The 17,799-nt window shown below is 72.1% G+C and carries 17 protein-coding genes and 1 pseudogene; 14 read left to right on the forward strand and 4 right to left on the reverse strand.

Going from position 1 to position 17,799, the window contains the following annotated elements; translation table 11 throughout:
* Positions 1-945: pseudogene (locus ACLBYE_RS24280) on the reverse strand (ABC transporter ATP-binding protein); the annotation flags it as partial.
* Between the two features lie 354 nt (positions 946-1,299).
* On the opposite strand from ACLBYE_RS24280, the gene ACLBYE_RS24285 reads away from it, so the two are divergent.
* The 14 genes from ACLBYE_RS24285 (at position 1,300) to ACLBYE_RS24350 (ending at position 15,367) form a co-directional block, all read left to right on the forward strand.
* Positions 1,300-1,959 (forward strand): cytochrome c3 family protein, encoded by a 660-nt coding sequence (locus tag ACLBYE_RS24285; RefSeq protein ID WP_447696136.1) that lies wholly within the window; start codon positions 1,300-1,302, stop codon positions 1,957-1,959.
* Positions 1,956-4,928 (forward strand): TAT-variant-translocated molybdopterin oxidoreductase, encoded by a 2,973-nt coding sequence (locus ACLBYE_RS24290; protein WP_447696137.1) that lies wholly within the window; start codon positions 1,956-1,958, stop codon positions 4,926-4,928. The genes ACLBYE_RS24285 and ACLBYE_RS24290 overlap by 4 nt, the downstream gene beginning before the upstream one ends.
* A 2-nt stretch (positions 4,929-4,930) precedes the next feature.
* Positions 4,931-6,928, forward strand: coding sequence for a quinol:electron acceptor oxidoreductase subunit ActD (locus ACLBYE_RS24295; RefSeq protein ID WP_447696138.1), 1,998 nt, complete (start codon positions 4,931-4,933; stop codon positions 6,926-6,928).
* Positions 6,925-7,479: a c-type cytochrome gene (locus ACLBYE_RS24300; RefSeq protein WP_447696139.1), complete on the forward strand. Its 555-nt coding sequence runs from the start codon at positions 6,925-6,927 to the stop codon at positions 7,477-7,479. The genes ACLBYE_RS24295 and ACLBYE_RS24300 overlap by 4 nt, the downstream gene beginning before the upstream one ends.
* On the forward strand, positions 7,476-8,537 hold the full coding sequence (locus tag ACLBYE_RS24305) for a hypothetical protein (protein WP_447696140.1): 1,062 nt from the start codon (positions 7,476-7,478) through the stop codon (positions 8,535-8,537). The genes ACLBYE_RS24300 and ACLBYE_RS24305 overlap by 4 nt, the downstream gene beginning before the upstream one ends.
* A complete protein-coding gene (locus ACLBYE_RS24310; RefSeq protein WP_447696141.1) occupies positions 8,534-9,022 on the forward strand; it encodes a hypothetical protein in 489 nt (162 codons plus the stop codon). Before ACLBYE_RS24305 ends, ACLBYE_RS24310 begins: the two co-directional genes overlap by 4 nt.
* Entirely contained in the window at positions 9,019-10,008 is a 990-nt protein-coding gene (gene coxB / locus ACLBYE_RS24315) for a cytochrome c oxidase subunit II (RefSeq protein WP_447696142.1), read from the forward strand. The genes ACLBYE_RS24310 and coxB overlap by 4 nt, the downstream gene beginning before the upstream one ends.
* Positions 10,005-11,681, forward strand: coding sequence for a cytochrome c oxidase subunit I (locus tag ACLBYE_RS24320; RefSeq protein ID WP_447696143.1), 1,677 nt, complete (start codon positions 10,005-10,007; stop codon positions 11,679-11,681). Before coxB ends, ACLBYE_RS24320 begins: the two co-directional genes overlap by 4 nt.
* Positions 11,678-12,337, forward strand: a complete 660-nt coding sequence (locus tag ACLBYE_RS24325) for a cytochrome c oxidase subunit 3 (RefSeq protein ID WP_447696144.1) — start codon at positions 11,678-11,680, stop codon at positions 12,335-12,337. The genes ACLBYE_RS24320 and ACLBYE_RS24325 overlap by 4 nt, the downstream gene beginning before the upstream one ends.
* 1 nt (position 12,338) lies before the next feature.
* Positions 12,339-12,650, forward strand: a complete 312-nt coding sequence (locus ACLBYE_RS24330; RefSeq protein WP_020092375.1) for a hypothetical protein — start codon at positions 12,339-12,341, stop codon at positions 12,648-12,650.
* A gap of 78 nt (positions 12,651-12,728) precedes the next feature.
* Positions 12,729-13,514: a class II glutamine amidotransferase gene (locus tag ACLBYE_RS24335; RefSeq protein ID WP_020092374.1), complete on the forward strand. Its 786-nt coding sequence runs from the start codon at positions 12,729-12,731 to the stop codon at positions 13,512-13,514.
* 164 nt (positions 13,515-13,678) lie between these two features.
* The gene (locus tag ACLBYE_RS24340; protein WP_331291163.1) at positions 13,679-14,419 is read left to right on the forward strand and encodes a NepR family anti-sigma factor; all 741 of its coding nucleotides are present in this window, start codon (positions 13,679-13,681) and stop codon (positions 14,417-14,419) included.
* Between the two features lie 126 nt (positions 14,420-14,545).
* Positions 14,546-14,959, forward strand: a complete 414-nt coding sequence (locus ACLBYE_RS24345; protein WP_020092372.1) for a DUF1236 domain-containing protein — start codon at positions 14,546-14,548, stop codon at positions 14,957-14,959.
* Positions 14,960-15,091: 132 nt separating this feature from the next.
* Complete coding sequence (locus ACLBYE_RS24350) at positions 15,092-15,367, forward strand: hypothetical protein (protein WP_447696145.1); 276 nt, start codon at positions 15,092-15,094, stop codon at positions 15,365-15,367.
* Positions 15,368-15,371: 4 nt separating this feature from the next.
* Here the strand turns inward: ACLBYE_RS24350 and mscL are convergent, their stop codons facing one another.
* The 3 genes from mscL to ACLBYE_RS24365 form a co-directional block, all read right to left on the reverse strand.
* The gene (gene mscL, locus ACLBYE_RS24355; RefSeq protein ID WP_447696146.1) at positions 15,372-15,791 is read right to left on the reverse strand and encodes a large conductance mechanosensitive channel protein MscL; all 420 of its coding nucleotides are present in this window, start codon (positions 15,789-15,791) and stop codon (positions 15,372-15,374) included.
* Between the two features lie 69 nt (positions 15,792-15,860).
* Positions 15,861-16,736: a CDP-alcohol phosphatidyltransferase family protein gene (locus ACLBYE_RS24360; protein WP_447696147.1), complete on the reverse strand. Its 876-nt coding sequence runs from the start codon at positions 16,734-16,736 to the stop codon at positions 15,861-15,863.
* 7 nt (positions 16,737-16,743) lie between these two features.
* Positions 16,744-17,454, reverse strand: coding sequence for a phosphatidylserine decarboxylase (locus tag ACLBYE_RS24365; RefSeq protein ID WP_447696148.1), 711 nt, complete (start codon positions 17,452-17,454; stop codon positions 16,744-16,746).
* Positions 17,455-17,799: the final 345 nt, after the last annotated feature.

A 17,799-nucleotide genomic window follows, 5' to 3' on the forward strand; every position in this document is an offset into this window, starting at 1 on the left:
GCGGGGGCGACAGCGCCCCGGGCCCGCCACGGGGGCGCCCGGACCCCCCGGCGCCGCCGGCGGCTGGCCCGGTCCCGAGCGCCACAGCGCGGTGCCGGCGGCGATGGCCGGGAGGATCACCGCCAGGGCCAGGGCCGGCGCCCGGGCATAGGCCAGCCGCGCCTCGGCGCGCCCGACATTGGCCCGCATCGCGGCGACGCGGGCGGCGATCCGGCGGCGCTCGATGGCCGCCGCGCCGTGGTTGCGCACGGCGGGCAGCCGCCGGACGAGGTCGTTCAGGCTCTCCTCGGCGCGCGCGCTCGAGCGCAGGCGCAGATCGTGCCGGTCGCGCGCGCGCTCGAGGACCAGCCCGTAGGCGAGGCCGATCGCCGCGAGGCCGATCACCGCCGCGGGGACCAGCCGGGGCGCGGCGAGCGCCGCGAAGCCGAGGGCCAGGATCAGGGCCGCGAGGGTCATCGCCGGCAGGACGATGCCGGCGGCCAGCAGGCGGTCGGCCCGGGCCAGCACCTCGCCGACGATCCGGGTGAGGCCGCGCGCCTCGTCCCGCGCGCCCGCGGGCGCGTCGAGGATCGCCTGCAGCACGCCCTCGCGGACGGCGTCCCCGGCCTTGTTCTGCGCCTTGAAGCACAGGCGCGCCACGAACCAGCCGACCCCCGCCAGCGCCAGCGCGCAGACCGCGATGCACAGGAAGGCCGTGAGTTCGAGTTCGGCGGGGCGCATCGGGATGCCGGGGACGAGCACCAGTTCCCGGCCCGGGAGTTCCGCCGCCACGCGCAGGAACGGGAGGACCGGCGCCTCGTCGCGCGGCAGGACCGCGATCAGGTCGCGCAGGCACAGGAGCGCGAGCGCGCAGAGCGGCGCGCCGACCCCGACCGCAAGGGCCGCCGCGACAATGTGCTGAGGCCGCGCGGCGCGCCACGTCAGGAGGAGAGGATCGGATTCCATGCGTCTCCGGACAGCATCGGGCGGGTCCGCCGCGGTCCGCCGTCGTCCGGGGCATAGGCCTTCGGGGCCGCGGCGGAAAGGGCGGCCGGCGCGGCCCGGCCCCGTGCGACATGTCGGCCGGACTGATCCAAGTTCTAGCCCTGGTCTGGAAGCGCTCTAGGTTCGATTCCGTGCACGCGGCGCGATCCGGAGCGTGCCGCGAGGTCCGGTCGCCGCGTCCGTCCGGGCCGCATCGCGTGGGCGTGCCGACGCAGCCGATCTCGGGCGGGACCAGAGGATGGGGTGACGCGTGCGGCGAGGGGCTGAGCAGACCGAAGGGCACGGCACGGCCGGCTCGACGTCCGGGACGGCCTGATGGCGCAGCTGTTCACCCCCGGCGCCGACGCGCTCTACCGCCTCGCGCTGATGACCGGCGTGGCCTGCCTGGTGGGCGTCCCGGTCCTGGCGGCCGGGATCGTGCGCTCGAACTACGTCACGGGCGTCGGGATCGCGCCGGCCCAGCCGCTGCCGTTCAGCCACAAGCACCATTCCGGCGAGCTCGGCATCCAGTGCCGCTACTGCCACACCACGGTCGACCGGGAGGCCACCGCCGGCATCCCGCCGACGCACACCTGCATGACCTGCCACTCGCAGATCTGGACCGGCTCCGAGATGCTCAAGCCGGTGCGCGACAGCTACGCGCAGGACAAGCCGCTGGAATGGAAGCGGCTGAACAAGCTGCCGCAATACGTCTACTACAACCACTCCGTCCACGTGACGAAGGGGATCGGCTGCTCGACCTGCCACGGCGACGTGACGTCGATGCAGATGACCTACCGGGCCAACGCCTTCGAGATGCAGTTCTGCCTCGATTGCCACCGGGCCCCGGAGAAGTACGTCCGCACGCCGGATCAGGTCTGGAACATGACCTGGAAGCCGCCGGCCGATCAGGCGACGCTGGGCCCGAAGCTCGTGGCCCAGTACCACATCCGCGGCGGGGAGCGGCTGACCGAATGCGGGATCTGCCACCGATGACCGGCGCCCCCGACATCGCGGCCCTGCGCGCGAAACTCGCCGGCAGCGACGGGCCGCGCTTCTGGCGCAGCCTCGACGCCGTGGCCGACAGCCCCGAGTTCCGCGCCTACCTAGCGGCCGAGTTCCCGTCGGCGTCCCGGCTCGCCGCCGCCCCGGAGCGGCGCGGCTTCCTGAAGCTCATGGCCGCCTCCTTCGCGCTGGGCGGCCTCACCGCCTGCGGCGGGGGCAGCGGCCGCGACTACGAGGTGCCCTACGTCAACCAGCCTGAGCGGATCGTGCCGGGCACGGACCTGTCCTACGCCTCCTCGGCGGTGTTCGACGGCTTCGGCAACGGCATCCTGGTCACCACCCGCAACGGCCGGCCCCTGAAGATCGAGGGCAACCCCGAGCATCCCTGGAGCCGCGGCGGCACCGACGTGCTGGCCCAGGCCTCGGTCCTCGGGCTCTACGACCCGTTCCGCTCCCAGGCGGTGCAGCATCTCGGCCGGCCGAGCTCCTGGCCGGCGTTCCGGGCGGATCTCCAGGCGCGGATGCCGGGCTGGCGCGAGAGCCGGGGCGAGGGTCTGGCCCTGCTCACCGGCCCGGTGACGTCGCCCGGCGTGGCGGCCCAGATCGCGCGGCTGCGGGCCGCCTACCCGGCTCTGCGCTGGTACACCGGCGCCGGCGCTGATCGCGGCGGGATCTACGAGGGCGCCCGCCAGGCCTACGGCCGGCCGATGGAGACGATCCCGGATTTCGGCCGCGCCCGCACCATCGTGGCGCTGGACGGCGATTTCCTGGACCTCGGGCCCGGCCAGGTCGGCCTGTCGCGGCGCTGGAGCGAGGCGCGGCGCGCGGCCTACGCGGAGGGGCGCCTCCTCACCCTCCACGCGGCGGCGCCGACGCCGACGCTGACCAGCGCCAAGGCGGATCGCGGCCTCGCGGTCCCGGCCGGCCGGCTGGAGGACCTCGCCCGGGACCTCCTCGCCCTGGCCGCGGGCGGCGCGGCGCCGGCGGGCGACGACCCCGTCGCGCGCTGGACGCGGGGCGCCGGCACGGCGCTCGCCGAGGCCCGGGGAAGCGGCATCGTCACCGCCGGCCTGACCGCGAGCCCGGAGCTGCACGCGCTGGTCCACCGCCTCAACGGCGCCCTCGGCAACACCGGGGCGACGCTGGTCCACACGGCGCCCGCGGAGGAGACCGGCGCCGGGACCCTGGCGGAGCTCGCGGAGGCGATGGATCGGGGCGCCGTCCAGGCGCTGTTCGTGCTCGGCGCGAACCCGGTCTACGAGGCGCCGGGCGCCCTCGACTTCGCCGCCCGGCTGGCGCGCGTCCCGCTCAAGATCCACGCCGGGCTCTACTACGACGAGACCGGCGCGCACGCCGACTGGCACCTGCCCGCCGCCCACCCGCTGGAATCCTGGGGCGACATCCGGTCCCTCGACGGGACGGTGGGGCTGATCCAGCCGACCGTCGCGCCCCTCTACAACGGTCGGACGCCCTCGGAGATGCTGGCCTTCCTGGCCGGCGGCGAGGGCGGGGAGAGCGGCCAGGACGCCCTCGACCTCCTCAAGGCGGGGGCGCGGAGCGCCGGCGAGGACGACGCGGCCTTCGAGGCCCGCTTCACCGAGGCCCTGCGGCTCGGCTTCTGGGCAGGCAGCGCGCGCCCGGCCGAGACCGTCGCGCTGACGCAGGCGGCGGCCCCCGCGGCCGCTCCGTCCCCCACGTCCGCCGGCGAGGTCGAGGTGCTGTTCCGGCCCGATCCGACGATCTGGGACGGCACCCACGCCGACCTCGCGTGGCTGCAGGAACTTCCGAAGCCGCTGACCAAGGTGGTCTGGGAGAACGTGGTCGCGGTGAGCCCGCGCCTCGCCGAGCGCGCGGGGATCGCGACCGGCGACATCCTGCGGGTCGAGGCCGGCGGCCGCGCGGTCGAGGGGCCGGCCTGGATCCTGCCCGGTCAGGCCGACGACACCGTCACCCTCACCCTGGGCTACGGCCGCGACGTGCCGGACCACCTCGCCCGCGGCCTCGGCTACGATTCCGCGCCCCTGCGCCCGGCCGGTTCGACCTGGCGCCTCGCCGGCGCCCGGCTGACGAAGACCGGCCGCGTGCGCAAGCCGGTGACCACCCAGCATCTCGGCACGATGGAGGGGCAGGACCTCGTGCGCGTCCAGGCGCTCGGCGCCGCGCCCGCGGGCGACCCGAAGGGTGCGCCGACCCCCGCCTCGTTCTACCCGCCCCCGGAGAGCCAGGACCGCTGGGTCGCCGCGCAGTGGGGCATGGCCATCGACCTCGACGCCTGCATCGGCTGCAACGCCTGCGTCACCGCCTGCCAGGCGGAGAACAACATCCCCGTGGTCGGGCGCGAGGAGGTCGCGCTCGGCCGCTGGATGGGCTGGCTGCGGGTCGACCGCTACTACGCGGGTGGCCTCGACGCCCCGACCACGCATTTCCAGCCGGTGCCCTGCATGCATTGCGAGCAGGCGCCCTGCGAGCTCGGCTGCCCCGTCGAGGCGACGCTCCACGACAGCGAGGGCCTGAACCTGCAGGTCTACAACCGCTGCGTCGGCACCCGGACCTGCCAGAGCTACTGCCCCTACAAGGTCCGGCGCTTCAACTACCGCGACTATACTGGCGGCACGACCCCGGTGGAGCAGCAGCAGCGCAACCCCGAGGTCACGGTCCGGTCCCGCGGCGTGATGGAGAAGTGCACCTACTGCATCCAGCGGATCACGGCGGCCCGGATCACTTCGGCCAAGGACGCCCACGCGCCGATCCCCGACGGGAGCGTCGAGACTGCCTGCCAGGGTGCCTGCCCGACCAGGGCGATCACCTTCGGCAACGTCGCCGACCCGGAAAGCCAGGTCTCGGCCGCCCGACGGGACACCCGGGAATACGCGCTCCTGGGCCACCTGAACACGCGGCCGCGCACCACCTACCTCGCCGGGCTCGCCCCGGCCGCGGATCCGAACGGACGGGAGGGCTGAGCATGTCCGGCGCCCTGATCCGGCCCGACGCGACCCTCGAGGACATCGGCGGCGCGGTCGCGGAGATCCCGCTGACGCATCCCGGTAATCGCCGCTGGTGGATCGCCTTCGCGGGCGCGGCCTCCCTCCTCGGCCTGTTCGCCCTCACCCTCGGCTACTTGCTCTACGCCGGCCCCGGGATCTGGGCGAACAACAACGCCGTCGTCTGGGCGCTGGACATCGCGAGCTACGACTGGTGGATCGGCGTCGCCTCCGGCAGCCTGCTGGTCTCGGCGATCCTGCTCCTCCTCGGCGCGGAGTGGCGCGGGGCGGTGAACCGCGTCGCCGAGACCTTGGCGCTGCTCGCCACCGCGGCCGCCGGGCTCTACCCGATCATCCATCTCGGGCGGCCGTGGTTCTTCTTCTGGAACCTGCCCTACCCCAACACCTACGATCTCTGGCCGCAGTTCCGCTCGCCGCTCCTGTGGGACGCGATCGACATCGTGTCGTTCTTGGTGATCTGCGTCAGCCTCTGGTTCATCGGCCTGCTGCCGGACCTCGCGACGCTGCGCGACCGGGCCCACGTCGAGGCGCTCCGCCAGTTCGACGCGAAGGCGCCGACCCGCAAGCTCGCCCTCCTGCGCGCCCAGGTCTACGGCATCCTCGCCTCGGGCTGGCGCGGCTCGGCGGCCCACTGGCAGATCTGGGTCCAGGCCTACCGGACGGTGGCGCTCCTCGGCGTGCTGCTGGTGGTCTCGGTCCAGACCGGGGCCTCGGTCATGCTGGCGGGCTCGCTGATGCCCGGTTGGCACAGCACGCTGCTGCCGGTGAGCTTCCTGGTCAACGCGGTCTATTCGGGCGTCGGCGTCACGGCGGTGACCGTGATGCTGATCCGCCTCGTCTACGGCCTCGACGCCCTGGTGACGGACCGCCATCTCGACGTCCTCGGGCGGCTGCTGCTCTGCCTCGGCTGCGCCAGCGCCTACTGCTACGCGGCCGAGTACTTCGACACCTTCCTCAACGGCGACGCCGAGGGGCGCGGCGTCCTGGTCCGGCGCATGACCGGCGACCATGCCCTGGTGTCCTGGACGGCCGTCCTGTGCCTCGTCCTTCCCGCGCAGATCCTGTGGTCGGCCCGGGCGCGCACGGCGCCGCCGGCGATCGCGGCGGTGGGGCTCCTCGTGGCGATCGGCGCCTACGCCGACCACGTCATGGTCCTGGTCGTCACCCTGACGCAGGACTTCCTGCCCTCCTCGAGGCTGCCCTACACGACCGATATCTGGGGCATCGCCACCTTCGCGGGCTCGATCGGGCTGTTCCTGACCCTGCTGCTCCTGTTCCTGCGCTACCTGCCGGCCGTCTCGATCGTCGAGAGCCGCCGCCTCGCCCTGACGGCGTCGCCGGCCGCGCAGGAGGCCGCCCGCGCGGCCGTGTCCGGGGCCACGGGTCGCCCCGAGGACAACCCGGTCATCGCGCCCCTGTGGGGCGTGTCGGCGACCTTCGCGAGCCAGGGCGACCTCGCCGCCGCCCTCCAGGCAGTGTCCGGGATCGGCCCGGACCACGTCCATCTCGACGGGCACGGCCCGGTGCCGATGCCCCGCACCCTGCGGCCCCTGGGCCTGGAGGGGCGCTCGATCCTGCCCTACGCCCTGGCCGGCGCCCTGCTCGGCGGCTTCGGCTTCTTCGCGATGTGCATCTACGCCACGGCCTACGACTACGTGTTCCTGATCGGCGGCCGCCCGCGCCTGTCCTGGCCGTCCTTCGTGGTCCCGAGCGTCTCCTTCGCGATGATGGCGGGCTGCGTGGCGATCCACCTCGCGCTCCTCGTGCTCAACCGCATGCCGCGCCTCAACCACCCGGCCTTCAACATCCCGGGCTTCCTGCGGGCCTCGGAAGACCGGTTCTTCCTCTCCGCCGAGGCGCGGGGCGACCGCTTCGACGCGGCGCGGATCGAGCGGCGGCTCGCCTCCCTGCCGGCCGAGGCCGGGCGCCCCCTCGAGATCCGGCGGATCCCGCGATGAGGCGCGCCGCCCGCCGCGCCGGACAGCGCGCCCTCCTCGCCTGCCTGGCCCTCGCGCCGCTCGCCGCCTGCGGCGAGGCCGACATGGCCGATCAGGCCCGGGCCAAGACCTGGGACAAGAATCCGTTCTTCCCCCGCGAGATCACGATGCGCCAGCCGGTGACCGGCACCGTGCCGCGGAGCGATCCGGCCCGCGCGGCGCCGCAGCCGCAGGCGATCAGCCGGGCGCTGCTCGACCAGGGCCGCGAGCGCTACGGGGTGTTCTGCACCCCCTGCCACGGGCAGGACGGCCGCGGCGCCGGGATGATCGTGGCCCGGGGCTTCCCGCCTGCCGGCGACCTCACCGCCGGGCCGGTGCGCGCGGCCTCCGCGTCCGACCTCTACGACGCCATCTCGAACGGCCGGAAGGCGATGTTCGGCATGGCCCAGATGATCCCCTCGGCCGACCGCTGGGCGATCGTCGCCTATGTCCGCGCCCTCCAGTTGAGCCAGGACGCCCCGGTGGCGAGCCTGCCCGAGGCGGATCGCGCGCGGCTGGAGGCGACGCGGTGAGGCGCTCCGCCCTTCTCGGCCTCGCCGGCCTCGTCCTCCTGGCCGTCTGCCTGATCGCGGGCGGCTGGCGCGGGGCCGCGGCCTCGTATCTCGCGGCGTGGCTGGTCCTCCTCGCCCTGCCGGTCGGCGCCTTGCCGGTGGTCATCGTGGCCGAGCGCTTCGGCAAGCGGGTCCGCGAGCGCGGCGGCATCGAGATGCTGGCGGGCCTGCGCAGACTGACGGCTCTGATGCCGGTCGCGGCCGCGCTGGCGCTGCCGCTGCTGGCCGCCGCGCCCCTGCTCTATCCCTGGGTGAGCGCCCCGGCGCGCACGCCGCTGGCCGCGCTGTGGTTCACGGTGCCGTTCTTCGCGGTCCGGGTGATCGCCTACCTCGCGGCCTGGACCTGGCTGGCGCTGCGGTTCGCCAGACCGTTCGACGCGCCCGGCGAGGGGCGGACCGTGCCGGCGGTGGGGCTGCACGCGGTCATCGGCACGCTCTTCGTCACCGACGTCGTCGCCTCCCTGGATCCGCGGCTCGACTCCACCCTCCTGGGTCTCCTGGTGATGACGGCGTGGAGCGGCCTCGCCTTCGCGGCGGCGATCCTGCTGGCCTGGGAGGAGCCGGAGCCCGTGGGTCGCGGCCGCACGGCCCCCGGCCGGGGCCGGCTCGTCCCGCTCGTCGTGCTCCTCGGCCTCTGGGCCTATATGCACTTCGTGCAGTTCCTGATCGTCTGGTCGGCCAACCTGCCGCCCGAGGTGGCGTGGTACCTCGCCCGCGGCGGCTGGGTCGGGCGGGCGCTGGCGATCGTGGCCGGCGCGGTCGTGGTCCTGGCCGGGCTCGCGACCCTGCGGCCGGGCCGCCCGACCACCCGGATCCTGGCCGGCGCGGCGCTCGCCGTCCACGCCCTGGAGATGTTCTGGCTGATCACCCCGGCGGTGCGCAACCGCTTCGTCCTCCGGCCGAGCGACGTGCTGGCCGCCGGCGCCGTAGCCTGCCTCGCGGCCGCGCTGCGCCCGCTGATGCGTCCGCGCGCCGACCGCGCGGCCTCCGCGGCCCGCCGCGCCGGGAGGCCGGCATGAGCGCGGACGGACCCACCGGCCTGATCCCGGCGATCCTCGCGGGGCTGACCCTGCGCGGCAGCGGCCTCCTGAACGGGCGGCCGCCGCGCCCGGCGGCCAACACCCAGCGCCGTCCCGACGATCCCGGCCACGAGACGCGCGACGTCAACGTCCGCAACACCGTGCTGGTGATGGCGGGCCTCGCGCTCGCGGCGCTGGCGGTCGTCGGCACGATGGTCTGGATGATGGGCACCTTCGCGGCGAGCCAGCGCCGGGCGCTGCCCGCCCTGACGCCGCAGCAGACGACGCGGCTGGCGCCGCCGCCGCCGAACCTGCAGGCCGACCCCTACGCCGACCTCGACCGCGAGCGGGCCGAGACGGCGGCGCGCCTCTCCGGCTACGGCTACCGGGACGAGGCCCGCACCCGCGCCCGCATCCCGATCGGGCGCGCCATGGACCTGACCGTCGGCCGCTCCCTCGAACCGGCGGAGCCTGCTGCGCGATGACGCCGAGCCACGATTCCCTCCAGCTCTGGCCCGCCGCCGTCTCCGCCACGGCGATCGAGACCGATTGGCTGATCCTGGCCTTCACGGTGCTGACGCTGCTGCTGACCGTGCCGGTCTTCGTGGCGATCACCTACTTCGCCCTGCGCTACCGCGAGGGCTCCGAGGCGGACCGGAGCCCCTCGGGCATCCGGTCGAACCTCATCGAGATCAGCTGGATGCTGATCCCGTTCCTGCTGACGCTGATCTTCTTCGTCTGGGGCGCCCGACTGTTCGTCGAGTCGAAGAACCCGCCCCCCGACGCCATGGTGGTCGAGGTGATCGGCCGGCAGTGGATGTGGAAGTTCCAGCACCCGACGGGCCAGTCCGAGATCAACAACCTGCACTTGCCGATCGGCCAGCCGATCCGGCTGCACATCATCAGCCAGGACGTGATCCACGCCCTCTACCTGCCGGCCGTGCGGATGCAGGTGGCGGCCCTGCCTGACCGCTACACCGACCTGTGGTTCAAGGCCGAGAAGACCGGCACCTACCATCTCTACTGCTCGGAATATTGCGGCACCGACCATTCCGTGATGGGCGGCGAGGTCACATTCATGAATCCCGGCGACTACCAGGACTGGCTGACCCATGCCGGCGCGCAGCAGGGCAAGGTCGCGGCGGGCCGGGCGCTCTACGAGGCCTACGGCTGCGCCGGCTGCCACGAGCCCGGTTCGTCCGTGAAGGCGCCGAGCCTCGCGGGCCTCTACGGTAGCCAAGTCAAGCTCGCTGACGGGCGCACCGTCACCGCCGACGACGGGTGGCTGCGCGAGAAGATCCTGAACCCGAACGGCGACCGGCTCGCCGGCGGGGGCAAGCAGGTGATGCCGAGCTTCGCCGGCCGGATCCCGGCGGACGAGCTCGGCACGCTGATCGATTTCCTGAAATCCTATTCGGGCCCGGCCTCTGGCAAGGCCGCGGACGCGACGCCGCCGGGAGCGACACGATGAGCGCATCGGGCAGCGTCGGCGGCACCGCCCGCCGGGAACCCCACGCCCCCGAATCCACGATCGGGCGCAAATCCGACTACTTGCACGCGGAATCGACCCTGCGCTCGTGGTTCCTCACCACCGATCACAAGCGCATCGCGATCCTCTACCTCGCCTCGATCACCGGCTTCTTCGTGATCGGGGCCCTGGCGGCCGGCGTGGTGCGCCTCGCGCTGATCGTGCCGAACGGCGCGATCATGACCAACGACACCTACAACAAGGCCTTCACCATCCACGGGGTGGTGATGGTCTGGTTCTTCCTGATCCCGTCGATCCCCGCGACCTTCGGCAACTTCCTGATCCCGCTGATGATCGGGGCCAAGGACCTCGCCTTCCCGAAGCTCAACCTGACGAGCTGGTACGTGTTCATGGCCGGCGCCCTGTTCACCCTGGTCTCGGTGGTGCTGGGCGGCGTCGACACCGGCTGGACCTTCTACGCGCCGCTCTCGACGGCCTTCTCGAACACCTGGGTGCTGCCGGCGCTCATCGGCGTCACCATCGTCGGCTTCTCGTCGATCCTGACCGGGCTCAATTTCGTGGTCACGATCCACACCATGCGGGCGCCCGGCATGACGTGGTTCAAGCTGCCGATCTTCGTCTGGGCGCACTACGCCACGAGCCTGATCTTCCTGCTGGCGACGCCCGTGATCACCACGGCGCTGATCCTGCTGATCGCCGAGCGCGCCTTCCACATCGGCGTGTTCGACCCCGCCTACGGCGGCGACCCGGTGCTGTTCCAGCACCTGTTCTGGTTCTACTCGCACCCGGCCGTGTACATCATGGTCCTGCCCGGCATGGGGGTGATCTCCGAGATCGTCCCGGCCTTCGCGCAGAAGAAGCTGTTCGGCTACCGCTTCGTCGCCTACGCGTCGATCGGGCTCGCCTCGGTGACCTTCTTCGTGTGGGGCCACCACATGTTCGTCAACGGCCAGAGCGACTTGGCCTCCCTGGTGTTCTCCGCCCTGTCCTTCGCGGTGGCGGTGCCCTCGGCCGTGAAGGTCTACAACTGGACGGCCACGATCCATAAGGGCGCGCTCCGCCTCGACACGCCGATGCTCTACGCGATGGGCTATATCGGCCTGTTCGTGCTCGGCGGGCTCACCGGCCTCTACCTCGCGACGCTCGCCATCAACCAGCACATCCACGCGACCTACTTCGTGGTCGCGCACTTCCACTACATCATGGTCGGCGGCACGGTGCTGGCCTTCCTCGGCGGCCTGCACTTCTGGTGGCCGAAATTCACCGGCCGGATGTACAGCGAGCCCTGGGGGCGGGTCTCGGCGCTGCTGATCTTCCTCGGCTTCAACGTGACCTTCTTCCCGCAGTTCATCCTCGGCTATCTGGGGATGCCGCGCCGCTACGCGACCTATCCGGCCGAGTTCCAGCTCCTGAACGTCCTGTCCTCGGCCGGCGCCACGATCCTGGCGGCGGGCTACCTCTTCCCGATGCTCTACCTCGTCTACTCCCTGTGGTTCGGCCGCAAGGCGCCGGCGAACCCGTGGAACGCGAAGGGGCTCGAGTGGGAGACGTCGTCCCCGCCGCCGACGCACAATTTCCTGTCCCCGCCGGAGGTGCCGCGCATCCCCTACGACTACCCGATCCAGGCCCAGGAAGCCCGGGACCAGCACGGATGAGCGAGCCCCTCGCCGACGGCGTCGGGGTCGCCCGCGCCCACCATTTCGAGACCGTCGCGCAGCAGCGCGAGGCGGCGACGCTCGGCATCTGGGCGTGGCTGATCACCGAGCTGCTGCTGTTCGCGGCCCTGTTCCTGGTGGCCTTGATCACCCGGATCCAACACCCCGAGGCGACGGTCGCGGCGGCCAAGCACCTGAAATTCTGGATCGGGGCCACCAACACCGTTGTGCTGATCTGCTCCAGCCTGACCATGTCGATGGCGATCGAGTTCTCGCGCATGGGCTGGCAGCGCGCCATGGTCCGGGCGATGCTGGCGACCGCGGCTTTGGGCGGCCTGTTCCTCGTGCTCAAGGGCTACGAGTACTACGCCGACTGGGCCGAGCACATGATGCCGTTCCTCAGCGACCGGCCCTTCGCCCTCGCCGAGACGCCGGCGGCGCGGCTGTTCGTGAACCTCTACTACGTCGCGACGCTGCTCCACGCGCTGCACCTGTTCACCGGCATCGCGCTCCTGCTCGGCATGACCTGGATGGCCGCGAGGGCCGGGTTCCTCGCCCGGCACCAGAACTGGATCGAGGTCTACGGCCTGTACTGGCACTTCATCGATCTGGTCTGGATCCTCGCCTTCCCGATCCTCTACGTGGTGAACCGGTAGGATGCGGAACCCCCTCGCGACCCTGAGCGCCGACGACCGCGCCCTGCTCCGGAAGCGCCTGCGCACGCCCGTCCTCACCTTCCTGGCGCTGCTCGCCCTGCTCGCCGTCAACGTGACGCTGGGCGCCACCCTCCCCTTCGCGCAGGTCTGGATCGTCGAGCTCGCGGTCGTCGCCGTGATGGTGGCGCTGATCCTCCTCGTCTCCATGGAGGTGATCCACGAGCCGCCGCTGATCCGGCTGTTCTCGGGGCTCGGCTTCTTCTGGGTCGCCATCATGGTCGGCATGACGCTGACCGACTATCTCGCCCGCTGACCCGCGCGAAAGCCGTTGTCGGGACGGCCGAACGCTCCTAAACGGGGCCGCTTCCCCGCATGGCCCGGCTGAAAGACGATGTGCGAACTGCTCGGCATGAGCGCCAACGTGCCGACCGACATCCGCTTCTCCTTCGCGGGCCTCGCCCGGCGCGGCGGCGAGACCGGGCCGCACGCCGACGGCTGGGGTATCAGCTTCTACGACGGCCGCACCTGCCGCAGCTTCCACGAGCCGGAGCCCAGCGCCCGCTCGCAGCTCGCCCGGCTCCTGCGCGACATGCCGATCAAGAGCCGGATCGTCGTCGCCCATGTCCGCAAGGCCAACCGCGGCCGGGTCAGCCTGGAGAACACCCATCCGTTCTCCCGGGAATTGTGGGGGCGCCGCTGGACCTTCGCGCATAACGGTCAGCTCAAGGGCGTGAAGCGGCTGCCGCTCGGCGGCTTCATGCCGATCGGCTCCACCGACAGCGAGCACGCCTTCTGCTGGATGCTCGGCCGCCTCCAGGCCCGGTTCCGCGCCCTGCCCCGCCCCGAGACCCTCGACCGGGCGGTGGCCGACCTCGCGGGCGAGCTGCACGCGCTCGGCGTGTTCAACATGCTGCTGACCGACAGCCGCACCCTCTACGCCCATTGCGGCAAGCGCCTCTGCTACCTCACCCGCTGCGCCCCCTTCGGGAAGGCCACCCTGATCGACGAGGACTGGCAGGTGGATTTCGCCCAGGAGACCACCGAGCACGACGTGGTGACGGTCATCGCCACGCAGGCCCTGACCCGGGACGAGTGCTGGACCGATCTCGCCCGCGGCGACGTCCTGACCCTGCGCGACGGGGCGATCCGGCTGTTGAGACCGGCCAACTTAGCTTAAGTGTGTTTTGCCCGAGGGTGCATGGCCGCGGCCGATGCGCTAGAATCCCGGTAACAGGAGCGCATCGGCCGGACCTCGACACCGGTTCGGTGCCGGCAAGCGCTCCGCCTCGACCCGCTCGGGACCACGGGTCGAGCCACGAAGAGTTGACGAGCGCGATACGCATGACCCGCGACGACACCGACACCGTCCTGTCCCAGGAGGACGGGACTCGGGATGGCCGCCCGAATCTGGCGCCCGGCATCCGCACGCATCTCGGGGAGCACCTGCGCACGGTCTACGAACGGATCGGCGAGGAGACGCTGCCGTCCCGCTTCGCCGAGCTGATCGAGAAGCTCGAGGCGGCTTTGCGCGCCCGGGGCGAGGCGATCGAGCCGGAATTCCGCAACGGCCTGCTCGCGGCCGTTCCGTCGCTGCGCGCCTTCGCGCTGTCGCTGACCTCGAACCCGGCCCGCTCGGACGACCTCGTCCAGGACACCCTGCTGAAGGGTTGGCAGCACCGTGCCCGGTTCCAGCCGGGGACGAACCTGAACGCGTGGCTGTTCACGATCCTGCGCAACATCTTCTACTCGGACCACCGCAAGCGGGTGCGCGAGGTCGAGGACCAGGACGGATCCTACGCGGCGCGCCTCGCCACCGCCCCGCACCAGGGCGACCGGCTCGACGTCGAGGACCTGCAATCGGCGCTCGCCAAGCTGCCGCCGGACCAGCGCGAGGCGCTGGTGCTGGTCGGCGCCGAGGGCGTCTCCTACGAGGAGGCCGCGACGATCATGGGCTGCAAGGTCGGCACCGTGAAGAGCCGCGTCAGCCGCGCCCGCGGCCGCCTCGCGGAGCTCCTGGGCTACGACGAGGAGGATCTCGGCTCCGACCGGTTCATCCAGTCGGCGATGCCCAAGGACGCGTAGGCGGCTGAGCCACCACGGTCCGGCGGTCCACAAAAAAAGATGCATCCGATTCCGGGGATCGGGCGTTACCGGCCCGAGCTTCGCTGCGCCAGCGCGGCGAAACACCACGGAACGGAGACGCACCGCATGACCTTCAAGACCCTCATCGCCGCCTCGGCCCTCGCCCTCTCGCTGCCGCTGGCCGCTCAGGCCCAGGGCACCATCCCGGGCGCCGAGCGCGGCGCGGCCGCGGGTGCCGACGCGGCAGGCCCGATCGGCGGCATCGTCGGCGGTGCGGTCGGCGCGGCCACCGGCACGGTGGGCGGCATCCTCGGCGTCGACATGGCCCCGCGCTTCCGCAGCTACGTCCGCGAGCGCAACGTCCGCTCGTACGACTACGACGGCCGCGTCGCCGTCGGCACGACCCTGCCGAACTCGGGCGTGACCTACTACGACGTGCCGAGCGAGTACCGCGTGCAGCCGGGCTACCGCTACACCGTGGTGAACGACCGCCCGGTGCTGGTCGACCGCGGTCACCGCATCGTCGAGGTCATCGACTAAGACCCTGGGCCGGTCTCGTGCCGGCCCGAATGCCCCCGGAGCTTGGCTCCGGGGGCGTTCCCGCAGACGCGGCCGCCGGCGCAACGCTTCATCCGTCCGGCCGTTGACGACGGTTCGACCCGTGAGGCGACCATGAGCGACACTCCCACCGATCCGAAATCCACCCTGCCGGAACCGGTGCGCGACCATCTCGGCCAGCAGCTGCGCAGCGTCCTGCCGGTCAGGAGCGACAAGCCGCGCTTCCTGGGCGACGATCCGGTGCCGGACGCGTTCGAGCCGCAGATCCGCAGGCTCGAGACCCGCCTGAAGACCCACGAGGAGGGCACCGGCGCCGTCGGGCAGGCCCTCGACCAGATCCTCGACGCCTTCGGGGTGAAGCCGCGGGACGACGACACGCGCGCGGGCTGAGCCGTCAGACGCGCGGCTTCGCCGCGAGAAGGTCGCGGATCTCGGAGAGCAGCTTCACGTCGGCCGGCACCTCGTCGGGCTTCTTGACCTCGGCGTGCTGGAGACGGTTCATCGCCCGGATCACCAGGAACAGCACGAAGGCGACGATGGCGAAGTTGAGCGTCAGCGTCAGGAACTGGCCGTAGCCGAGGACGGCGCCCTGCTTCTTCGCGTCCACGTAGGGCAGGCCGGCCTGCACCTTGGACGAGAGCGGGATGTAGTAGTTCGAGAAATCGAGCCCGCCCGTGATCGCGCCGATCACCGGCATGAAGATGTCCTGCACGGCCGAATTGACGATGGCCCCGAAGGCCGCGCCGATGATCACGCCGACCGCGAGATCGACGACGTTCCCGCGCAGCGCGAACTTCTTGAATTCCTCGAGCATCTCCGGAACCCCCTCCACGAACACTGCCAAGGTAGGGGAGAATTCCGCGGCGGCCAGCGCCCGGTCCGGCTAGACGGCCGGCGGACGCGCCTCCGCGGCGCTCTCGGGCTGCGCGTCCGTCCCGGCGGCGGGCCGCTCCCCGGCCGGGAGCGCCGGCTCCGCCTTGAGCCGCCGGCGATACTGGGCGGCGACGACCGGGATGGTCAGCAGGTAGCCGCCGCTCACCGCCACCAGGGCCTCGAACGGGTAACTGATCAGGATGCCGAAGGCCGCGACGCCGAACAGGAAGATCGGCAGGACGAGGCTGCGCGGCACCCGCTTGCCCATGGTCTTGCCCGAGTAGGTCGGGACCGTGGAGACCACCAAGAGGGCGATGCACAGCACGTAGATCAGGACCGCCGGCGCGGCCCAGGTCTCGATGCCGAAGCCCAGGAAGTGCAGGTAGAGCGGCAGCATTGCGGTGAGCGCCCCCGCGGGGGCCGGCATGCCGACGAAGAAGTCCTTCTTCCATTCCGGCCGGTTCGGGTCGTCCAGCATCGCGTTGAAGCGGGCGAGGCGGAGCGCCATGGCGATGGCGAAGATCAGCGCCACGATCCAGCCCACCGACTTCAGGTGGAACAGCACGAAGCCGTAGAGGATCAGGGCCGGGGCGCAGCCGAAATTCACGAAGTCGGCGAGCGAGTCGAGCTCCGCGCCGAAGCGCGACGTGCCCTTGAGCAGCCGCGCCACCCGCCCGTCGATGCCGTCGAGCACGCCGGCCACCACCACGGCGATGACGGCGGGCTCGAACTTGCCCTCGAAGGCGAGCCGGATCGCCGTCAGCCCGAGGCAGAGCGCCATCAGGGTGATCATGTTGGGCGCGATCATCCGGAACGGCACCGGCTTGAACCGGCGCGGCCGCGGCTCGTTCGGGTCGGGCGCGAAGGGCGGGAAGAGATCGTCCATGGCCGCCTCAGATCCGCTTGAACAGCCGCTCCGGGCCGCCGCCGAGATCGGCCAGCACCGTCTCGCCGGCCACCGCCTTCTGGCCGAGGCCGACCAGCACGGTCGAGCCGGCCGGAAGGTACACGTCCACCCGCGAGCCGAAGCGGATCAGGCCGAACCGCTCGCCGACGCCGAGCACGTCGCCCGCCGCCACGAAGCCGACGATGCGCCGGGCCACGAGGCCGGCGATCTGCACCACGCCGACCCGCTTCGGCTGGCCGGCATGGGTCGTCTCGATGACAATGCCGTTGCGCTCGTTGTCGTCGCTGGCCTTGTCGAGCTCGGCGTTGAGGAACAGGCCCGGCGTGTAGTGGATCTGGCCGATCCGGCCCGCCACCGGAACCCGGTTCACGTGGCAGTCGAACACGTTCATGAACACGGAGACCCGCAGGGTCGGCACCTGCGGCAGGTCGAGCTCGGGCGGCGGCAGGACGGTGGCGATGAGGTTCACGCGCCCGTCGGCGGGCGAGATCACGAGCCCGTCCGCCACCGGGGTGACGCGCTCCGGATCGCGGAAGAAGTAGCAGACCCAGAGGGTCAGGATCAGGAAGATCCAGCCGAAGAACTGGGAGAAGTAGCCCGCCAGCACCGTCAGCACGATGCCGATCAGGATGAAGGGATAGCCCTCCTTGTGGATCGGCACGAGCGTCCGGCGGATCGTCTCGATCAGGTCGGTCATGGGCTCTTCGGACTCGAGGATGTCGCGGGCGCGGATCGCGGGCGGGCGGACGTGTCGGACGGGCGGATGGCAGTCCGCCGGGCCGCCGTCAACTTTCCAGGGGTCGCGGGTCGCCGCGGGCCGGAGCGCCCGTTCCGGCCGGGGGGGCGCTCCGGCGCCGATTCGGGCGCGAAATGCTGAGGCTTGCGGACACGCGTGATCGTCCCCGCGCGCCGTCAGGCGCCGGGGGCATGGCCCGGGAGGCGAGCACGAGGGACGCGGGACGCCGCGGGAACCCAGGTGTCGGCCAAGTACGCGCGGGATCCGATCCCCGCGGCGCCCCGCGGCACCGGCCGGGCATGGTCC

This window comes from Methylobacterium sp. A52T (genome assembly GCF_053346095.1).

Coding starts and splice junctions, on each gene's coding strand:
- ACLBYE_RS24285 (WP_447696136.1), top strand. CDS start 1,300: ATGGCGCAGCTGTTCACCCCCGGCGCCGACGCGCTCTACCGCCTCGCG.
- ACLBYE_RS24290 (WP_447696137.1), top strand. CDS start 1,956: ATGACCGGCGCCCCCGACATCGCGGCCCTGCGCGCGAAACTCGCCGGC.
- ACLBYE_RS24295 (WP_447696138.1), top strand. CDS start 4,931: ATGTCCGGCGCCCTGATCCGGCCCGACGCGACCCTCGAGGACATCGGC.
- ACLBYE_RS24300 (WP_447696139.1), top strand. CDS start 6,925: ATGAGGCGCGCCGCCCGCCGCGCCGGACAGCGCGCCCTCCTCGCCTGC.
- ACLBYE_RS24310 (WP_447696141.1), top strand. CDS start 8,534: ATGAGCGCGGACGGACCCACCGGCCTGATCCCGGCGATCCTCGCGGGG.
- coxB (WP_447696142.1), top strand. CDS start 9,019: ATGACGCCGAGCCACGATTCCCTCCAGCTCTGGCCCGCCGCCGTCTCC.
- ACLBYE_RS24320 (WP_447696143.1), top strand. CDS start 10,005: ATGAGCGCATCGGGCAGCGTCGGCGGCACCGCCCGCCGGGAACCCCAC.
- ACLBYE_RS24325 (WP_447696144.1), top strand. CDS start 11,678: ATGAGCGAGCCCCTCGCCGACGGCGTCGGGGTCGCCCGCGCCCACCAT.
- ACLBYE_RS24330 (WP_020092375.1), top strand. CDS start 12,339: ATGCGGAACCCCCTCGCGACCCTGAGCGCCGACGACCGCGCCCTGCTC.
- ACLBYE_RS24335 (WP_020092374.1), top strand. CDS start 12,729: ATGTGCGAACTGCTCGGCATGAGCGCCAACGTGCCGACCGACATCCGC.
- ACLBYE_RS24340 (WP_331291163.1), top strand. CDS start 13,679: ATGACCCGCGACGACACCGACACCGTCCTGTCCCAGGAGGACGGGACT.
- ACLBYE_RS24345 (WP_020092372.1), top strand. CDS start 14,546: ATGACCTTCAAGACCCTCATCGCCGCCTCGGCCCTCGCCCTCTCGCTG.
- ACLBYE_RS24350 (WP_447696145.1), top strand. CDS start 15,092: ATGAGCGACACTCCCACCGATCCGAAATCCACCCTGCCGGAACCGGTG.
- mscL (WP_447696146.1), bottom strand. CDS start 15,791: ATGCTCGAGGAATTCAAGAAGTTCGCGCTGCGCGGGAACGTCGTCGAT.
- ACLBYE_RS24360 (WP_447696147.1), bottom strand. CDS start 16,736: ATGGACGATCTCTTCCCGCCCTTCGCGCCCGACCCGAACGAGCCGCGG.
- ACLBYE_RS24365 (WP_447696148.1), bottom strand. CDS start 17,454: ATGACCGACCTGATCGAGACGATCCGCCGGACGCTCGTGCCGATCCAC.